This is a genomic window from Pseudomonas sp. PB3P13 (genome assembly GCF_054897735.1).
The window spans coordinates 4898924-4916150 of record NZ_CM142702.1 but is presented as its reverse complement, the minus strand read 5'-3'; the positions used below and the strand labels follow the sequence as shown (position 1 = coordinate 4916150).

Below are 17227 nucleotides of genomic sequence, written 5' to 3'. Positions count from 1 at the left end.
GCAGGCTCGCTCCCACAGGTGCTCTGTACCTGTTGGAACGAGCCTGCTCGCGATAGCGCCTGAATCTGGAGAAAAACGTGATCCGTGTACTGGTAGCAGAAGACCACACCATCGTTCGCGAAGGCATCAAGCAATTGATCGGCCTCGCCAAGGATTTGCTGGTGGTGGGGGAGGCGAGCAATGGTGAACAACTGCTCGAAACCTTGCGGCATGTTCCCTGCGAAGTGGTGTTGCTCGACATTTCCATGCCGGGTGTGAATGGTCTGGAAGCAATTCCGCGGATTCGCGCCTTGAACAATCCGCCGGCGATCCTGGTGTTGTCGATGCACGACGAGGCGCAGATGGCCGCCCGGGCGTTGAAAGTCGGCGCGGCAGGCTATGCGACCAAGGACAGCGATCCGGCCTTGTTGCTGACGGCAATCCGCAAGGTTGCAGCAGGCGGGCGCTACATCGACCCGGACCTGGCCGACCGTATGGTCTTCGAAGTCGGTCTGACCGATTCGCGGCCGTTGCATTCGTTGTTGTCGGAACGGGAGTTCTCGGTATTCGAACGTCTTGCTCAAGGCGCCAACGTCAATGACATCGCCCAGCAACTGGCGCTGAGCAGCAAAACCATCAGCACCCACAAGGCCCGGCTGATGCAAAAGCTCAACATCACTTCACTGGCCGAGCTGGTGAAATATGCGATGGAGCACAAACTGCTCTGAGAACACCGTTGCCCCCGTGGGAGCGAGCTTGCTCGCGATAGCGGACTATCAGTCGACATACATGTTGAATCTCAGGCCGTAATCGCGAGCAAGCTCGCTCCCACAGAAGCCTGGTGCGCGCATGCCCATTTACGACAACCTGCAAATCCGCTTTTACCCAGTCTTGCGGCTTGCCGCTTGAAACTTGCCGCTGCCCTGTCCAATCGCGCCATGCTTGTAGGGCAATCCCTACCCCCAACCTTCCATCCCGCTGAGGCGATTCTCTCCTGCGCCCCGATTTGCGTGCTTCCCAGCGTCCACTAGGCTTAATCCACAGCAGTCATCAATAACAAAGGTGTGGGTATGAGCCAGGTCGATTCAAGCGCAGGGGCCAGTGACATTCTGGTCAGCTTTCGTGGAGTGCAGAAGAGCTACGACGGCGAGAACCTGATCGTCAAAGACCTCAACCTGGACATCCGCAAAGGTGAGTTTCTGACCCTGCTCGGGCCGTCCGGCTCCGGCAAGACCACCAGCCTGATGATGCTCGCCGGTTTCGAAACCCCGACCGCGGGTGAAATCCTCCTGGCCGGGCGTTCCATCAACAATGTGCCGCCGCACAAGCGCGACATCGGCATGGTTTTTCAGAACTACGCGCTGTTCCCGCACATGACGGTCGCCGAAAACCTCGGGTTCCCGCTGACCGTGCGCGGTCTGAACAAAAGCGATGTCAGCGACAAGGTGAAAAAAGTCTTGAGCATGGTTCAGCTCGACACCTTCGCCCAGCGTTATCCGGCGCAATTGTCCGGCGGTCAGCAACAGCGCGTAGCCCTGGCCCGTGCACTGGTGTTCGAACCGCAACTGGTGCTGATGGATGAACCGCTCGGTGCGCTCGACAAACAACTGCGTGAACACATGCAGATGGAAATCAAACACCTGCACCAGCGCCTCGGCGTGACCGTGGTTTACGTGACCCACGATCAGGGTGAAGCGCTGACCATGTCTGACCGCGTGGCTGTGTTCCATCAAGGCGAAATCCAGCAGATCGCACCGCCGCGCGGCCTCTACGAAGAACCGAAAAACACGTTCGTCGCCAACTTCATCGGCGAGAACAACCGCCTCAACGGCCGCTTGCACAGCCACACCGGCGACCGCTGCGTGGTCGAGCTTGCTCGCGGTGAAAAAGTCGAAGCGCTGGCGGTCAACGTCGGCAAGACCGGCGAACCGGTCACGCTGTCGATTCGTCCGGAACGCGTGAGCCTCAATGGTTCGAGCGAATCCTGCATCAACCGCTTCTCAGGGCGGGTGGCGGAATTCATCTATCTGGGCGATCACGTCCGGGTTCGCCTGGAAGTCTGCGGCAAGACCGACTTCTTTGTGAAACAGCCGATTGCCGAACTCGATCCCGGGCTGGCCGTCGGCGACGTGGTACCGCTTGGCTGGCAGGTCGAACACGTTCGCGCGCTCGACCCGCTTTTAGAGGCGCATTAAGCGCCCCCTGCTTCTACCAACCCTGCACGTGGAGAGAACAATAAATGTTGAGATCCCTGAAATTAACCGCTCTGGTTGTCGGCATGATCGGCGCGGCACACGCGATGGCGGCGGGCCCGGATTTGACCGTGGTGTCTTTTGGCGGGGCGAACAAGGCCGCGCAGGTCAAAGCCTTCTATGCACCGTGGGAAGCGGCGGGCAACGGCAAGATCGTCGCTGGCGAATACAACGGAGAGATGGCCAAGGTCAAAGCCATGGTCGACACCAAGAGCGTGTCCTGGGACTTGGTGGAAGTTGAATCGCCAGAACTGTCCCGCGGTTGCGATGAAGACATGTTCGAGCCACTCGACCCGGCGCTGTTCGGCAAGGCCGAAGACTACGTCAAAGGCGCGATTCAGCCTTGCGGCGTGGGCTTCTTCGTGTGGTCGACCGTGCTGGCCTACAACGCCGACAAGCTGAAAACCGCTCCGACCAGTTGGGCGGACTTCTGGGACACCAAGCAATTCCCGGGTAAGCGCGGCCTGCGTAAAGGCGCCAAGTACACCCTGGAATTCGCCCTGATGGCCGATGGCGTCGCGCCGAAAGACGTCTACAAGGTGCTGGCCGGCAAAGACGGTCAGGATCGCGCGTTCAAGAAACTCGACGAACTCAAGCCAAGCATTCAGTGGTGGGAAGCCGGCGCGCAACCGCCGCAGTACCTTGCGTCCGGTGACGTGGTGATGAGCTCGGCCTACAACGGCCGAATCGCGGCCGTGCAGAAAGAAAGCAACCTGAAGGTGGTGTGGAACGGCGGCATTTACGACTTTGACGCGTGGGCGATCCCTCGTGGCCTGGACCCCAAACGCGCGGAAGCGGCGAAGAAATTCATCGCTTTCTCGGTGCAGCCGCAGCAGCAGAAGACCTACTCGGAAAACATCGCTTACGGCCCGGCCAATACCCAGGCTGTGCCGTTGCTGAACAAGGATGTCCTGAAAGACATGCCGACCACCCCGGAAAACATCGCCAACCAGGTGCAGATCGACGTCAGCTTCTGGGCTGACAACGGCGAGCAACTGGAGCAGCGCTTCAATTCCTGGGCTGCGAAGTAAGTACGACCTGTGGTTTGAACACCGCAATCCCTTGTGGGAGCGAGCTTGCTCGCGATAGCAGTGGGTCTATCAACATCGATGTTGGATGTGATGCCCCCATCGCGAGCAAGCTCGCTCCCACAGGTTGTTTGTATGCCTCTGTAACGAAGATTTCCGGAGTACGCCATGGCCACCGCCATTCCCGTGAACGCGGGCACTGACCCCACCTTGAAGCAGCGGCTCAAGCACGCCGAGCGGATCAATCGCTGGAAGGCTCAGGCCTTGATTGCGCCGCTGGTGATATTCCTGCTGCTGGTGTTCCTGGTGCCGATCGTGGCGCTGCTCTACAAAAGCGTCGGCAACCCGGAAGTGGTCGGCGGGATGCCGCGCACCGTGGCGGCCATCGACAGTTGGGACGGTCGTGGTCTGCCTGCAGAGCCGGTCTATAAAGCCGCCAGCGAAGACCTCGCCGAGGCGCGCAAAAATCAGACGTTGGGCGATCTGTCCAAACGCTTGAACATGGAACTGGCCGGCTACCGCAGCCTGCTGACCAAAACCGCCAGAGCCTTGCCGTTCGCCACCGAACCGTCCTCCTATAAAGAAGCGCTGGAAAGCCTCGACGAGCGTTGGGGCGACCCTGCCTACTGGCAAGCAGTGCGCCGCAACACCAGCAGTATCACCCCGTATTATTTGCTGGCGTCGGTCGATCACCGCATCGACGACCTCGGCGAGATCGCCCCGGCCACGCCCGACCAGGCAATCTACCTCGACATTTTTGCCCGCACGTTCTGGATGGGCCTGGTCATCACCGTGATCTGCCTGGTGCTGGCGTACCCGTTGGCGTACCTGCTGGCCAACCTGCCGTCGCGGCAAAGCAACCTGCTGATGATTCTGGTCCTGCTGCCGTTCTGGACCTCGATTCTGGTGCGTGTCGCCGCCTGGATCGTGTTGCTGCAATCGGGTGGTTTGATCAACAGTGGCCTGATGGCGATGGGCATCATCGATAAGCCGTTGGAACTGGTGTTCAACCGCACCGGGGTCTACATCTCGATGGTGCACATCCTGTTGCCGTTCATGATTCTGCCGATTTACAGCGTGATGAAAGGCATTTCGCCGACTTACATGCGGGCTGCGATTTCCCTCGGTTGTCACCCGTTCGCCAGTTTCTGGCGGGTGTACTTCCCGCAGACCTACGCCGGTGTCGGTGCCGGTTGCCTGTTGGTCTTCATCCTCGCCATCGGCTACTACATCACCCCGGCGTTGCTGGGCAGCCCGAACGATCAGATGGTCAGCTACTTCGTCGCCTTCTACACCAACACCAGCATTAACTGGGGGATGGCGACCGCGCTCGGTGGGCTGCTGTTGCTGGCGACCGTGGTGCTTTATCTGATTTACAGCTGGCTGGTGGGCGCCAGCCGCCTGCGCCTGAGCTAAGGGAGAATCGAAATGCTGAGTCCTTACATGTCGCCCATCGAACGGGTGTGGTTCTACAGTTTGCGGATTCTCTGCGGCTTGATCTTGCTGTTCCTGATTCTGCCGGTACTGGTGATCATCCCGCTGTCGTTCAACTCCGGCAGTTTCCTGGTGTACCCGCTGCAAGGTTTCTCGCTGCAGTGGTATCACGATTTCTTCGCCTCGGCGGAATGGATGCGCGCGCTGAAGAACAGCATTATTGTCGCCCCGGCGGCTACCGTGCTGGCAATGATCTTCGGCACGCTGGCGGCAATCGGTCTGACGCGCGGTGACTTCCCGGGCAAGGCTCTGGTGATGGCGCTGGTGATTTCGCCGATGGTGGTGCCGGTGGTGATCATCGGCGTGGCGAGTTATCTGTTTTTTGCGCCGTTGGGACTGGGCAACAGCTTCTTTTCGCTGATCGTGGTGCATGCGGTGCTGGGCGTGCCGTTTGTGATCATCACGGTGTCGGCGACGTTGCAGGGGGTCAACCATAACCTGGTGCGGGCGGCGGCCAGTCTCGGCGCTTCGCCGTTGACAGCGTTTCGCCGGGTGACCTTGCCGCTGATTGCGCCGGGCGTCATCTCGGGGGCGTTGTTTGCCTTCGCGACTTCGTTCGATGAGGTGGTGGTGACGCTGTTCCTCGCCGGTCCCGAGCAAGCGACGCTGCCGCGGCAGATGTTCAGCGGCATTCGCGAGAACCTCAGCCCGACCATTGCGGCGGCGGCGACGCTGCTGATCGCTTTTTCAGTGATTCTGCTGCTGACACTGGAATGGTTGCGCGGGCGCAGTGAAAAGCTGCGCACCGCGCAGGTCTGAAGTCTTCACCCGATCCATTGTGGGAGCGAGCCTGCTCGCGATTGCGGACTATCAGTCGACATCTGTGTTGGATGTAGGTCAGTCATCGCGAGCAGGCTCGCCCACAGGGACAGGTGTTGGCTGCGAGCAGTCATTCACCCCCTGAATACAAGACAACCCAAAATCCCCAGCTACTATTGTGCCCAGCTCCCCTATCTATAAGAGGCTGCGCACCATGGGTCTTTCCTCTTTCAAAATCGCTCACAAACTGATCACCGGCGCCGCTGCCATCGAGCAACTCGCCGCTGAACTCACCCGCCTCGACATCGATCACCCGCTGATCGTCACCGATGCCGCACTGGTGAAATCCGGCACGGTCGAACTGGCGTTGGCGCAGTTGGGTGGGCGCAGCTACGAGATATTCGACCGCGTCCTGCCCGACCCGGAAATCGCCATTGTCGAAGATTGCATGCGCGTCTACCGCGACGGCGGGCATGACGGTTTGATCGGTCTGGGCGGCGGCAGTGCAATCGACATTGCCAAAAGTGTTGCCGCGTATGCTGGGTACCACGGCGCGCTGGAAGATCTGTTCGGCGTCGATCAAGTGCCGCGCAAAGGCCCGCCGCTGATCGCTATCCCGACCACCGCCGGCACCGGCTCTGAAGTCACCAACGTCGCGATCCTCTCCGACAAGGCCGCGCAGTTGAAGAAAGGCATCGTCAGCGACTACCTGCTGCCGGACGTCGCGCTGGTCAGCCCGCAAATGACCCTGACCTGTCCGCGCAGTGTCACGGCGGCGAGTGGTGTCGATGCCCTGGTGCACGCCATCGAATCCTACCTGTCGGTCAACGCCTCGCCGATCACCGATGCGCTGGCCATCGACGCCATCAAACTCATCGCCAAGGCGTTGCCCAAGGCCTATGCCAATCCGTCCCACCTGCAAGCGCGCGAAGACATGGCCACCGCCAGCCTCATGGCCGGTATGGCGTTCGGCAATGCCGGGGTTGGCGCGGTACACGCGTTGGCGTATCCATTGGGCGGGCGCTTCAATATTGCCCACGGTGTCAGCAACGCGTTGTTGCTGCCCTACGTCATGACCTGGAACAAGATGGCCTGCGTCGAGCGCATGCAGGACATTGCCGAAGCGATGGGCGTGAAGACCGCGCATCTGAGTGTCAGTGAAGCAGCCGACAAAGCCGTCGAAGCGATGACCGCACTCTGCGCCGCCGTGGAAATCCCGCGCGGCCTGCGCAGCTTCAACGTGCCCGAAGAAGCGATCCCGGCCATGGCGGCAGAGGCGGCGGGAATCGAGCGCCTGATGCGCAACAACCCGCGCAAACTGAGCGCCGCCGATATCGAGAAGATCTACCGGGCGGCCTACTAGTCAGACTAATCATCGCAGTCACGGTGCGCGCGCCAAAGCATGAGGTATACAATGCGCGCCATCGTAATTCTGTTCAAAAAAGGTGCGTCATGCAGCCCTTCGTCATTGCTCCGTCGATACTCTCTGCCGACTTCGCCCGCTTGGGTGAAGAAGTGGACAACGTCCTGGCCGCCGGCGCCGACTTCGTGCACTTCGATGTCATGGACAACCATTACGTACCAAACCTGACCATCGGCCCGATGGTGTGTGCGGCGCTGCGCAAATATGGCGTCACCGCGCCCATCGACGCCCATCTGATGGTCAGCCCGGTGGACCGCATCGTCGGCGACTTCATCGAAGCCGGCGCGACCTACATCACCTTCCACCCGGAAGCCACGCTGCACGTCGACCGTTCCCTGCAACTGATCCGTGAAGGCGGCTGCAAATCCGGCCTGGTGTTCAACCCGGCGACCCCGCTGGACGTGCTCAAGTACGTGATGGACAAGGTCGACATGATTCTGCTGATGAGTGTCAACCCTGGCTTCGGCGGGCAGAAATTCATCCCCGGTACCCTCGACAAGTTGCGTGAGGCGCGGGCTTTGATCGATGCGTCCGGGCGTGACATTCGCCTGGAAATCGACGGCGGCGTGAACGTGAACAATATTCGTGAAATCGCCGCGGCTGGCGCCGACACCTTTGTCGCCGGTTCCGCCATCTTCAACGCACCGAACTACCAGGAAGTGATCGAGAAGATGCGTTCCGAGCTGGCGCTGGCGCGCTCATGAGCGGCTTTGAGCAACTGTTCCCGGGGCGCTTGCCGCGTCTGGTGATGTTCGATCTGGATGGCACGCTGATCGACTCGGTCCCGGACCTTGCGGCGGCTGTGGATAACATGCTGCTCAAACTCGGCCGTGCGCCCGCCGGTCTCGCTTCAGTGCGCGAGTGGGTCGGCAACGGCGCGCCGGTCCTGGTTCGCCGGGCGCTGGCGGGCGGCATCGAGCATTCCACGGTCGATGACGTTGAAGCACAAGCCGCACTGGACATCTTCATGGAGGCTTACAGCGAAAACCATAACCTGACGGTCGTTTACCCTGGCGTGCGCGACACCTTGAAATGGTTGAGCAAGCAAGGGGTTGCGATGGCGCTGATCACCAACAAGCCGGAACGCTTCGTTGCACCGCTGCTGGATCAGATGAAAATCGGCCGTTACTTCAAATGGATCATCGGTGGCGACACCCTGCCGCAGAAAAAACCTGATCCGGCCGCGCTGTTCTTCGTGATGAAAATGGCCAACATTCCCGCCTCGCAATCCTTGTTCGTCGGCGACTCGCGCAGCGATGTGCTGGCAGCGAAAGCGGCGGGGGTTAAATGCGTGGCCCTCAGTTATGGCTACAACCATGGCCGGCCCATCGCCGAAGAATCGCCGGCGCTGGTGATCGACGATTTGCGCAAACTAATTCCCGGTTGCCTGGATCTGGCCTCTGGGATAACGTTGCCCGACGCTACTCAACCCTATTCTGGAAACGCCATCGTGGTGGTCACTCGCAAACTCTGGATGAAAGTCATCAAGGCCCTGGCCCGCTGGCGTTGGCGCGCCTGACTTGATCCTGGCCGGCATCCCGGCGCGTTTGCATACCTGACTGTTACAACCTCAAGCCACGAGGCTACCCATGATCCGCGAAGAATTCCTGCGATTGGCCGCTGCCGGCTACAACCGTGTCCCGCTTGCCTGCGAAACCCTGGCCGACTTCGACACGCCGCTGTCGATCTATCTGAAACTGGCGGACAAGCCGAACTCCTACCTGCTCGAATCGGTACAGGGCGGGGAGAAGTGGGGCCGATATTCGATCATCGGTCTGCCGTGCCGCACCGTGTTGCGGGTTCATGATCATCACGTCAGCGTGACCCACGACGGCATCGAGATCGAAAGCCACGACGTCGAAGATCCGCTGGCGTTTGTCGAAGCCTTCAAGGCTCGCTACAACGTGCCGACCATCCCGGGCCTGCCGCGCTTCAATGGCGGTCTGGTGGGTTATTTCGGTTACGACTGTGTGCGCTATGTGGAAAAGCGTCTGGGCAAATGCCCGAACCCGGATCCGCTGGGCGTGCCAGACATTCTGCTGATGGTGTCCGACGCCGTGGTGGTGTTCGACAACCTCGCCGGCAAGATGCATGCGATCGTGCTCGCCGACCCGTCGCAGGACGATGCGTTCGAGCAAGGTCAGGCGCGACTGGAAGCACTGCTGGAGCAGCTGCGCCAGCCGATCACGCCGCGCCGGGGTCTGGATTTCAGCAAGCAGCAAGCCGCTGACCCGGTGTTCCGTTCGAGCTTCACGCAGAGCGATTACGAAAAAGCCGTCGACACCATCAAGCAATACATCCTCGCCGGCGACTGCATGCAGGTCGTACCGTCCCAGCGCATGTCGATCGACTTCAAGGCTGCTCCGATCGATCTGTACCGGGCGCTGCGTTGTTTCAATCCGACGCCTTACATGTACTTCTTCAACTTCGGCGACTTCCACGTTGTCGGCAGCTCGCCGGAAGTGCTGGTGCGCGTCGAGGACAACCTGATCACCGTGCGCCCGATTGCCGGCACCCGTCCACGTGGGGCCAACGAAGAAGCTGATGTAGCGCTGGAAAAAGACCTGCTGTCCGACGACAAGGAAATCGCCGAGCACCTGATGCTCATCGATCTGGGCCGCAACGACACCGGTCGTGTTTCCGAAATCGGTTCGGTGAAGCTCACCGAGAAAATGGTCATCGAGCGCTATTCCAATGTGATGCACATCGTTTCCAACGTCACCGGGCAACTGAAAGCCGGGCTGACCGCGATGGACGCGCTGCGCGCGATTCTGCCGGCAGGCACCTTGTCCGGTGCGCCGAAAATCCGCGCGATGGAAATCATCGACGAACTGGAACCGGTCAAGCGCGGCGTCTACGGTGGAGCGGTCGGCTACTTCGCGTGGAACGGCAACATGGACACCGCGATTGCAATCCGCACGGCAGTGATCAAGAACGGCGAACTGCACGTGCAGGCGGGTGGCGGCATCGTTGCCGACTCGGTGCCGGCCCTGGAATGGGAAGAAACCCTGAACAAACGCCGCGCGATGTTCCGCGCCGTGGCGCTGGCCGAGCAAACCCCGGACGCTTGAGCTCGCAGCGAGCCCCTGTGGCGAGGGGGCTTGCCCCCGTGGTCAGGCAACATCAATGTTGACGGTGATGCTCTCATCGCGAGCAAGCTCGCTCCCACAGGGACTTCATCAGCACATAAAAACGCGGCACCTGCGAGGGCGCCGCGTTTTTTTATACCCGCAATTCAGAAATCCAGCGCAACGCCTACGTTTATGCCCTGCTGAGTAAAATCATCATCCTTGCGCAGCGTATAACCGCCACGCAGTGCCAGGTCGGCCGTCAACTTGTGGCTGATCCCCAGGCTCACCCGATTCAAATGACTTTGCGGGGTATAACCGTCCAGTGTGAAATCGAGGGAAGGCAGGCTATTGAGCGCGATGTTCACTTTCTGCCTGTCATCCTCATATTCCCGCTCGTGGGCGTACTCGCCAAACACCTGAGTCTGCGGGGTAATCTGGTATTTGCCCTGCAGTCCTGCGCCCAACCGTTTTGAATCTCGCTGCTGATCGTCAAAGCTCAGCGCCGTGGAGCGGTTGCTGTTTTCCGAATAACCGTCGACTTCCACCTTTGCGTAGTCGGCACTGATGAACGGCGACAGATGCCAGTCGCTGCCCGGTTGTGCAATGTCATAACCCAGCCGAGTGCTGAACGCCCACAGATGACCATCGGTGTCGCCTTTCTCTGCACCCTCGCCGGGGCCAAGGTCAAACTTGCGCTTGAGGTTGTCGTAGTCCAGCTTTCCGCCGGTCAACGCGGCATCGGCCCACCAGCGATTCTGTTGAAACTGGGCAAACGCGGTCGCCAGATAGCTGTTGAGTTTGTAATCTGAATCGTTACTGCCGGCTTCCAGGTTCTGCCGGTAAAAGCCCGCCGCGATACCCACGCGCCAGGCTTCATTGAGACGGTAGCTGCCACCGATGTTCACGTTGGCGCCATTGCCATCAGCGCTGGCGCCGCTGCCTTGGCTGTCGATATCCAAATGCTGCCCGCCACCGGCGACAATCGCCCGCCATTGGCCGATGGCCTGCCAGTCCTCCCAGTCCGATTGCCATTGGCTGCGCAACTCATCCTGGTGCGCACGCAATGTGGCGTGGGCCATTTCCGGTAACAACGTCAGTTCCCACGGCGCTGCCAGTAAGGAATAGGCGTAATCGGCAACCAGCCTCTGCCCGGATTCGGTCGGGTGCACGCCGTCGTTGTAAACCAGTTTGCTCGGATCCGGCGTGGCGCTGTTGATGCCATACAGCGGATTTTCGACGCAACCGTCTCCGTTGAAACAGGTGCCAATCAGGTTCTGGCCGGCAGCCAGGCCGAATCGCGCCGGGTCAGCAAAGGTTTCCTGCAATAAAAGCGGCACGTTCAGCGGTATGATTTCGGCATCGATTCCTGCCAGCCGGGTGACCAGTTGCCGGTTGAAGGCCGCACTCAGCTGTGAGGTGCCTGCCTGCAGGGGCGTGCCATTGATGGCCGGGGTCAGGCCCAGGTCCGGCAGCAGCCAGACCATGACATAGCGGGCACCGGCGGTTTGCAGGACTTGCACACTGTCGGCCAGTCGGTCCGCCGCGGCGTTGGCCTGTGCGCCGCTTTGCACCCGACCCTGAAGAAAATCGTTGCCCCCTCCAGACAGGTAATAAAGAGCATTTGGATCGGCGCGAAAACCGTTGCTCGGCAGATAGCCCGGGCGCGCACGTTCGCCGGTGGCGGAAGCGGCAGTGATCGACGTCAGTATCTGGTCGGTGCGGTAACCGCCAACGGCCCAGTTATTACCGTCCGGCAAGCCTTGGGCGGCACGTGCCGCCGACGTTGATGCGGCAGTCTGGTCTGCCGAAAAGCCAAGCCTGCCGCCCAACAATTGCGTGGAGTTGGCGGAAAACACTTCACCGCTGCCATCCTGATACAGCGGCCCGGTACGGTTGGTGAAACGCAGGGTCGAGCCCGGTGGTCCGCCGATGTCCGTAAACTGCCCGGCATCGTTCAGGCTGTCGCCAAATACGATGAAGTTCGAGTAGGGGGCGGGTGCTGCAATTGCCTGAGAGCAGGCCATGGCGAGCAAGCAGCCGGCAAGCGGTACAGCCAGTGTCTGTCTGAGCATGGGCAAATCCGTTGTTATTGTTTTTAGTGAGTGAAACGACAGTGCCAAAAACTATAGAGCGTGTTCCCGTTTAGCGCGAACCTGTTGGAATGTCAGACGCGCTTCAATCGCCCATATTGCACGCTCCGCCCAGCTAAGTTACTGTGCCCGGACGCATAAATGAGACCTTCCCCGTGTTGATCGTCAGCAAACTTCTGGATCAAGTCATCAAGGCACACGCCCGCTGGCGTTGGCGCGCCTGAATCCTTCTGCCGGCCCCGCCGGATTTTCATCGCTTGGCCTTCTTTACCCGCAAGACAAACCGCTTTGAGGCGCGATTCCAGCGACCGACGAAGTGCAGGACGCTGCGGGTAGCGCATCCGAAGGCTGAACTGAAATCAGTGAATTCAAGAGGTTCTTAACGCCATGTTGCTGATGATCGATAACTACGACTCTTTTACTTATAACGTTGTGCAGTACCTCGGTGAGCTTGGCTCCCAGGTCAAAGTCGTGCGCAACGATGAACTCACCGTCGCCGAAATCGAAGCCCTCAACCCCGAGCGGATTGTCGTTTCCCCCGGCCCGTGCACACCGAACGAAGCCGGCGTCTCGATCGACGTGATCAAGCACTTCGGCGGCAAGCTGCCGATTCTCGGCGTCTGCCTGGGTCATCAATCGATTGGCCAGGCCTTTGGCGGCGATGTGGTCCGTGCCCGCCAGGTCATGCACGGCAAGACCAGCCCGGTTTTCCACGAAGACAAAGGCGTGTTCGAAGGGCTGAATCATCCGCTCACGGTTACGCGCTATCACTCGTTGGTCGTAAAGCGCGAGACTCTGCCGGACTGTCTGGAGCTGACGGCCTGGACTCAGTACGAAGACGGCACTGTCGATGAGATCATGGGGCTGCGCCACAAGACGCTGAACATCGAAGGTGTGCAATTCCACCCCGAGTCTATCCTCACCGAACAGGGCCACGAGCTGTTCGCCAACTTCCTCAAACAAACCGGCGGCACGCGCTAAGGACTCTCAATGAATATCAAGACAGCCCTGAGCCGTATCGTCGATCACCTCGACCTCAGCACCGATGAAATGCGCGATGTGATGCGCGAAATCATGACCGGGCAATGCTCCGACGCGCAGATTGGCGCGTTCATGATGGCCATGCGCATGAAGAGCGAAAGCATCGACGAAATTGTCGGCGCTGTGTCGGTCATGCGTGAGCTGGCGGACAAGGTCGAACTGAAAACGCTTGATGGCGTAGTCGACGTGGTCGGCACCGGCGGCGACGGTGCGAACATCTTCAACGTCTCGACCGCTTCTTCGTTTGTAGTGGCGGCTGCCGGTTGCACCGTGGCCAAACACGGCAACCGTGCGGTCTCGGGTAAAAGTGGCAGTGCCGACCTGCTTGAAGCAGCCGGTATTTATCTGAACCTGACGCCGGTCCAGGTCGCGCGTTGCATCGACAACGTCGGCATCGGTTTCATGTTCGCCCAGACTCATCACAGCGCAATGAAACACGCCGCCGGCCCACGCCGCGAGCTGGGTCTGCGCACCTTGTTCAACATGCTCGGCCCGCTTACGAATCCGGCCGGCGTGAAGCATCAGGTGGTGGGCGTTTTCAGTCAGGCGTTGTGCCGGCCATTGGCCGAAGTCTTGCAGCGTTTGGGCAGCAAACATGTGTTGGTGGTGCACTCCAAGGACGGCCTCGACGAATTCAGTCTGGCAGCGCCGACCTTTGTCGCGGAATTGAAGAATGACCAGGTCACCGAGTATTGGGTCGAGCCCGAAGACCTCGGCATGAAGAGCCAGAGCCTGCACGGTCTGTCGGTGGAAAGCCCGGCAGCCTCGCTTGCGCTGATTCGCGATGCCCTCGGCAAACGCAAGACCGAAAACGGTCAGAAGGCTGCCGAAATGATCATGCTCAATGCCGGTGCGGCCCTGTACGCCGCCGACCTGGCGACCAGTTTGAAAGAGGGCGTTGCCCTGGCGCACGACGCGCTGCACACCGGCCTCGCTCGGGAAAAGCTCGAGGAGCTGGGTGCATTTACCGCGGTATTCAGAGTGGAGAATGAGGGATGAGTGTACCGACGGTTCTGGAAAAAATTCTGGCGCGCAAAGTTGAAGAAGTCGCCGAGCGCAGCGCTCGTGTGAGCCTTGCCGAACTGGAAAGTCTGGCGAAGGCGGCCGATGCACCCCGTGGCTTTGCCAAGGCATTGATCGAACAGGCGAAGCTGAAAGAGCCGGCGGTCATTGCGGAAATCAAAAAAGCATCGCCGAGCAAAGGTGTGATCCGCGAGAACTTCGTTCCTGCCGAGATCGCCAAAAGCTATGAGAAGGGCGGCGCGACCTGCTTGTCGGTGCTGACCGATATCGATTACTTTCAGGGAGCCGACGCGTACCTGCAGCAAGCACGGGCCGCCTGCATGCTGCCGGTGATCCGCAAGGATTTCATGATCGATCCGTACCAGATCGTCGAAGCCCGAGCGCTGGGCGCGGACTGTGTGTTGCTGATCGTCTCTGCGCTGGACGATGCGAAAATGGCCGAGCTGGCCGCCGTGGCGAAAAGCGTTGGCCTTGATGTGCTGGTGGAGGTGCACGACGGTGACGAACTGGAACGGGCGCTGAAAACCCTCGATACGCCGCTGGTGGGTATCAACAACCGTAATTTGCACACGTTTGACGTCAACCTGGAAACCACGCTGGATCTGTTGCCGCGTATTCCGCGTGATCGTCTGGTTATCACTGAAAGCGGCATTCTTAATCGGGCTGACGTTGAGTTGATGGAGATCAGCGACGTGTATGCGTTTCTGGTGGGGGAGGCATTCATGCGCGCTGAAAACCCGGGCACCGAATTGCAGCGTTTGTTCTTCCCGGAGCGTGGTGTTTTGGTGAGTGGCTCTACACTCGATTGAATATAAACCGCAGTGCGGCCTTCGCGAGCAAGCCCGCTCTCACATTAACCCGCGGACTAATGTGAGAGCGGGCTTGCTCGCGAAGAGGCCTTCATATTCACCCAATGTTCATACCGTGCGGAACAATCCATGCCCCAGCCGACCAGCCTCACCATCGAAGCCGGCCTGCAAGCCGAACAGGATCTGCTGGCTCACGTCTGCACCGGTGACGCGGATTTCGGTCTGCTGTTCTGGCAACCCAGCGACCGCGCCTTGGTCATGCCGCGCCGGCTGAATCGTCTGCCTGATTTCGACGCCGCATGCGAAGTATCCGCGGCCGCCGGCTGGCCGGTACTGCTGCGCGAAACCGGCGGAGAGCCCGTTCCGCAATCAGCATCAACCCTCAACATCGCTCTGGTCTACGCCCCCCCACGCTGGGAGGGCGATCAGAACCGCATCGAAAACGCCTACCGCCGACTCTGCGATCCGATCTGCCAGTTGCTCGATGAGCTGGGCGGCGTGTCGTCACTGGGCGAAGTTGAAGGCGCATTCTGCGATGGCCGTTTCAACGTCAACCTCGACGGCCGCAAGATGGTTGGCACCGCCCAGCGCTGGCGCCAAAGCAAGGGTGGTACGCGGCCAGTAGGCTTGGTCCACGGTGCCATGCTGCTCGAGAACGAGCGCGAGTCGATGGTCGCGGCCGTCAACCGCTTCAATGAGGCCTGCGGTCTTGAACAGCGGGTTCGCGCCGAGAGCCATATCGCCCTGCATGAAAAATTCAGCGCCGCGGATGCACTTGAGCGGCTCGACGCGTTGTACCGGCAACTGCTGGCGCAGATGTTCGGGGTTTAACGGGTACCGAAGACCACCATGGTCTTGCCTTTGACGTTCACCAGGTTGCGCTCTTCCAGATCCTTGAGCACCCGGCCGACCATTTCCCGCGAGCACCCGACAATCCGCCCGATTTCCTGACGCGTTACCTTGATCTGCATCCCGTCGGGGTGCGTCATGGCGTCCGGCTGTTTGCACAACTCCAACAGACAGCGGGCGACACGCCCGGTGACGTCGAAGAACGCCAGATCACCGACCTTGCGCGTGGTGTTGCGCAGGCGTTGTGCGATTTGTCCGCTGAGGACGTAAAGAATGTCTGGGTCTTGCAGGGACAGTTCGCGAAATTTCGCGTAGCTGATTTCGGCAACTTCGGACTCAATTTTCGTTCGCACCCCGGCGCTGCGCTGCTGTTCGTGACCTGCCTGCTCAAACAGCCCCAGTTCGCCAAAAAAATCCCCGGAGTTCAGGTAAGCCACGACCATTTCACGGCCATCATCGTCTTCAATGAGGACAGTGACGGAGCCCTTGATGATGAAGAACAGCGTTTCCGAGCGATCGCCGGCGCTGATGATGTTGCTCTTGGCCGCGTAACGGCGGCGCTGGCAATGCATCAACAGCTTGTCGAGATTTTTGATTTTGGGTGTTGGGGCAATAGCAACCATGTTGTATCCCGAAAAGACTGCACGGTGTATTTGATATTTTTTGTGGTTGCTGGCGAATGCTGTGGGACAGTTCGCCAAGTTTGGCTATGCGCCAGCGAATTGGCGTCAGCTTACCAGACACGTCCTGCAACATTCGAGCATTTACCTTACACTGCAGACGGATATGTCCCGGCAAGCCGAGACCTGTCCAGAGAAGGCCCTGTGCTAAGCTGGCGACCCTTTTTTATACAGTGGAGTCTTGGCGATGAAGGCACGCATCCAATGGGCTGGCGAAGCCATGTTTCTGGGCGAATCCGGCAGCGGTCATGTCGTGGTCATGGATGGTCCGCCCGAGTCCGGTGGTCGCAACCTGGGTGTCCGGCCGATGGAAATGCTCCTGCTGGGCGTGGGCGGTTGCAGCAATTTCGATGTGGTCAGCATCCTCAAAAAGTCCCGTCAGGCGGTGGAGAGCTGCGAAGCCTTCCTGGAAGCCGAGCGCGCGACCGAGGATCCAAAGGTCTTCACCAGGATCCATATGCACTTCGTGGTCAAAGGTCGGGGCCTGAAAGAAGCCCAGGTCAAGCGTGCCATCGAGCTGTCCGCCGAGAAGTACTGCTCGGCGTCGATCATGCTCGGCGCGGCCGGTGTCGAGATTACCCACGGCTATGAAATCGTCGAACTCGGTTGAATCGACATTCAACTATCATAAAAGCAGTGCAGACTCTGGCGATCCCACGCTGACGTCTGCATAATGCGCCACTTTTTTCAGGGTAGTGGTCGGTCTACCGACAGGCCTCGCACCCGGAC

The 17227-nt window shown here is 59.8% G+C and carries 16 protein-coding genes; 14 read left to right on the top strand and 2 right to left on the bottom strand.

Going from position 1 to position 17227, the window contains the following annotated elements:
• The first annotated feature begins 77 nt into the window (after positions 1 to 77).
• The 9 genes from ACYZT1_RS22750 to trpE all read left to right on the top strand — a co-directional run bounded on the left by ACYZT1_RS22750 (position 78) and on the right by trpE (position 10006).
• Positions 78 to 707 (top strand): response regulator, encoded by a 630-nt coding sequence (locus ACYZT1_RS22750; protein WP_003210977.1) that lies wholly within the window; start codon positions 78 to 80, stop codon positions 705 to 707.
• Positions 708 to 1049: 342 nt separating this feature from the next.
• Entirely contained in the window at positions 1050 to 2174 is a 1125-nt protein-coding gene (locus ACYZT1_RS22745; RefSeq protein ID WP_462016787.1) for an ABC transporter ATP-binding protein, read from the top strand.
• A gap of 44 nt (positions 2175 to 2218) precedes the next feature.
• Complete coding sequence (locus ACYZT1_RS22740) at positions 2219 to 3262, top strand: ABC transporter substrate-binding protein (protein ID WP_462016786.1); 1044 nt, start codon at positions 2219 to 2221, stop codon at positions 3260 to 3262.
• A 165-nt stretch (positions 3263 to 3427) separates the two neighbouring features.
• The gene (locus tag ACYZT1_RS22735; RefSeq protein WP_462016785.1) at positions 3428 to 4675 is read left to right on the top strand and encodes an ABC transporter permease; all 1248 of its coding nucleotides are present in this window, start codon (positions 3428 to 3430) and stop codon (positions 4673 to 4675) included.
• 12 nt (positions 4676 to 4687) lie between these two features.
• A complete protein-coding gene (locus ACYZT1_RS22730; protein WP_462016784.1) occupies positions 4688 to 5512 on the top strand; it encodes an ABC transporter permease in 825 nt (274 codons plus the stop codon).
• Positions 5513 to 5726: 214 nt separating this feature from the next.
• Complete coding sequence (locus ACYZT1_RS22725) at positions 5727 to 6875, top strand: iron-containing alcohol dehydrogenase (protein ID WP_462016783.1); 1149 nt, start codon at positions 5727 to 5729, stop codon at positions 6873 to 6875.
• An 89-nt stretch (positions 6876 to 6964) separates the two neighbouring features.
• Complete coding sequence (gene rpe, locus ACYZT1_RS22720) at positions 6965 to 7639, top strand: ribulose-phosphate 3-epimerase (protein ID WP_462016782.1); 675 nt, start codon at positions 6965 to 6967, stop codon at positions 7637 to 7639.
• Complete coding sequence (locus tag ACYZT1_RS22715) at positions 7636 to 8454, top strand: phosphoglycolate phosphatase (protein WP_462016781.1); 819 nt, start codon at positions 7636 to 7638, stop codon at positions 8452 to 8454. Before rpe ends, ACYZT1_RS22715 begins: the two co-directional genes overlap by 4 nt.
• Before the next feature lie 70 nt (positions 8455 to 8524).
• Positions 8525 to 10006 (top strand): anthranilate synthase component I, encoded by a 1482-nt coding sequence (trpE, locus tag ACYZT1_RS22710; RefSeq protein WP_462016780.1) that lies wholly within the window; start codon positions 8525 to 8527, stop codon positions 10004 to 10006.
• Between the two features lie 164 nt (positions 10007 to 10170).
• Here trpE and estP read toward each other — a convergent pair whose 3' ends face one another.
• Positions 10171 to 12078 (bottom strand): esterase EstP, encoded by a 1908-nt coding sequence (gene estP, locus ACYZT1_RS22705; protein WP_462016779.1) that lies wholly within the window; start codon positions 12076 to 12078, stop codon positions 10171 to 10173.
• Between the two features lie 405 nt (positions 12079 to 12483).
• Between estP and ACYZT1_RS22700 the strand changes: the two genes are divergently transcribed.
• The 4 genes from ACYZT1_RS22700 (at position 12484) to ACYZT1_RS22685 (ending at position 15800) form a co-directional block, all read left to right on the top strand.
• Complete coding sequence (locus ACYZT1_RS22700) at positions 12484 to 13077, top strand: aminodeoxychorismate/anthranilate synthase component II (RefSeq protein ID WP_462016778.1); 594 nt, start codon at positions 12484 to 12486, stop codon at positions 13075 to 13077.
• 9 nt (positions 13078 to 13086) lie between these two features.
• A complete protein-coding gene (gene trpD / locus ACYZT1_RS22695; protein WP_462016777.1) occupies positions 13087 to 14136 on the top strand; it encodes an anthranilate phosphoribosyltransferase in 1050 nt (349 codons plus the stop codon).
• The gene (gene trpC, locus ACYZT1_RS22690) at positions 14133 to 14969 is read left to right on the top strand and encodes an indole-3-glycerol phosphate synthase TrpC (protein WP_462016776.1); all 837 of its coding nucleotides are present in this window, start codon (positions 14133 to 14135) and stop codon (positions 14967 to 14969) included. Before trpD ends, trpC begins: the two co-directional genes overlap by 4 nt.
• Positions 14970 to 15098: 129 nt before the next feature.
• Positions 15099 to 15800, top strand: a complete 702-nt coding sequence (locus ACYZT1_RS22685; protein ID WP_462016775.1) for a lipoate--protein ligase family protein — start codon at positions 15099 to 15101, stop codon at positions 15798 to 15800.
• Here ACYZT1_RS22685 and crp read toward each other — a convergent pair.
• Positions 15797 to 16441 carry a cAMP-activated global transcriptional regulator CRP gene (crp, locus tag ACYZT1_RS22680; protein WP_462016774.1) on the bottom strand — a complete coding sequence of 215 codons (645 nt, stop codon included), beginning with the start codon at positions 16439 to 16441 and terminating at the stop codon, positions 15797 to 15799. The genes ACYZT1_RS22685 and crp overlap by 4 nt on opposite strands.
• A gap of 244 nt (positions 16442 to 16685) precedes the next feature.
• Between crp and ACYZT1_RS22675 the strand changes: the two genes are divergently transcribed.
• Positions 16686 to 17108: an OsmC family protein gene (locus tag ACYZT1_RS22675; protein ID WP_462016773.1), complete on the top strand. Its 423-nt coding sequence runs from the start codon at positions 16686 to 16688 to the stop codon at positions 17106 to 17108.
• Positions 17109 to 17227 lie beyond the last annotated feature (119 nt).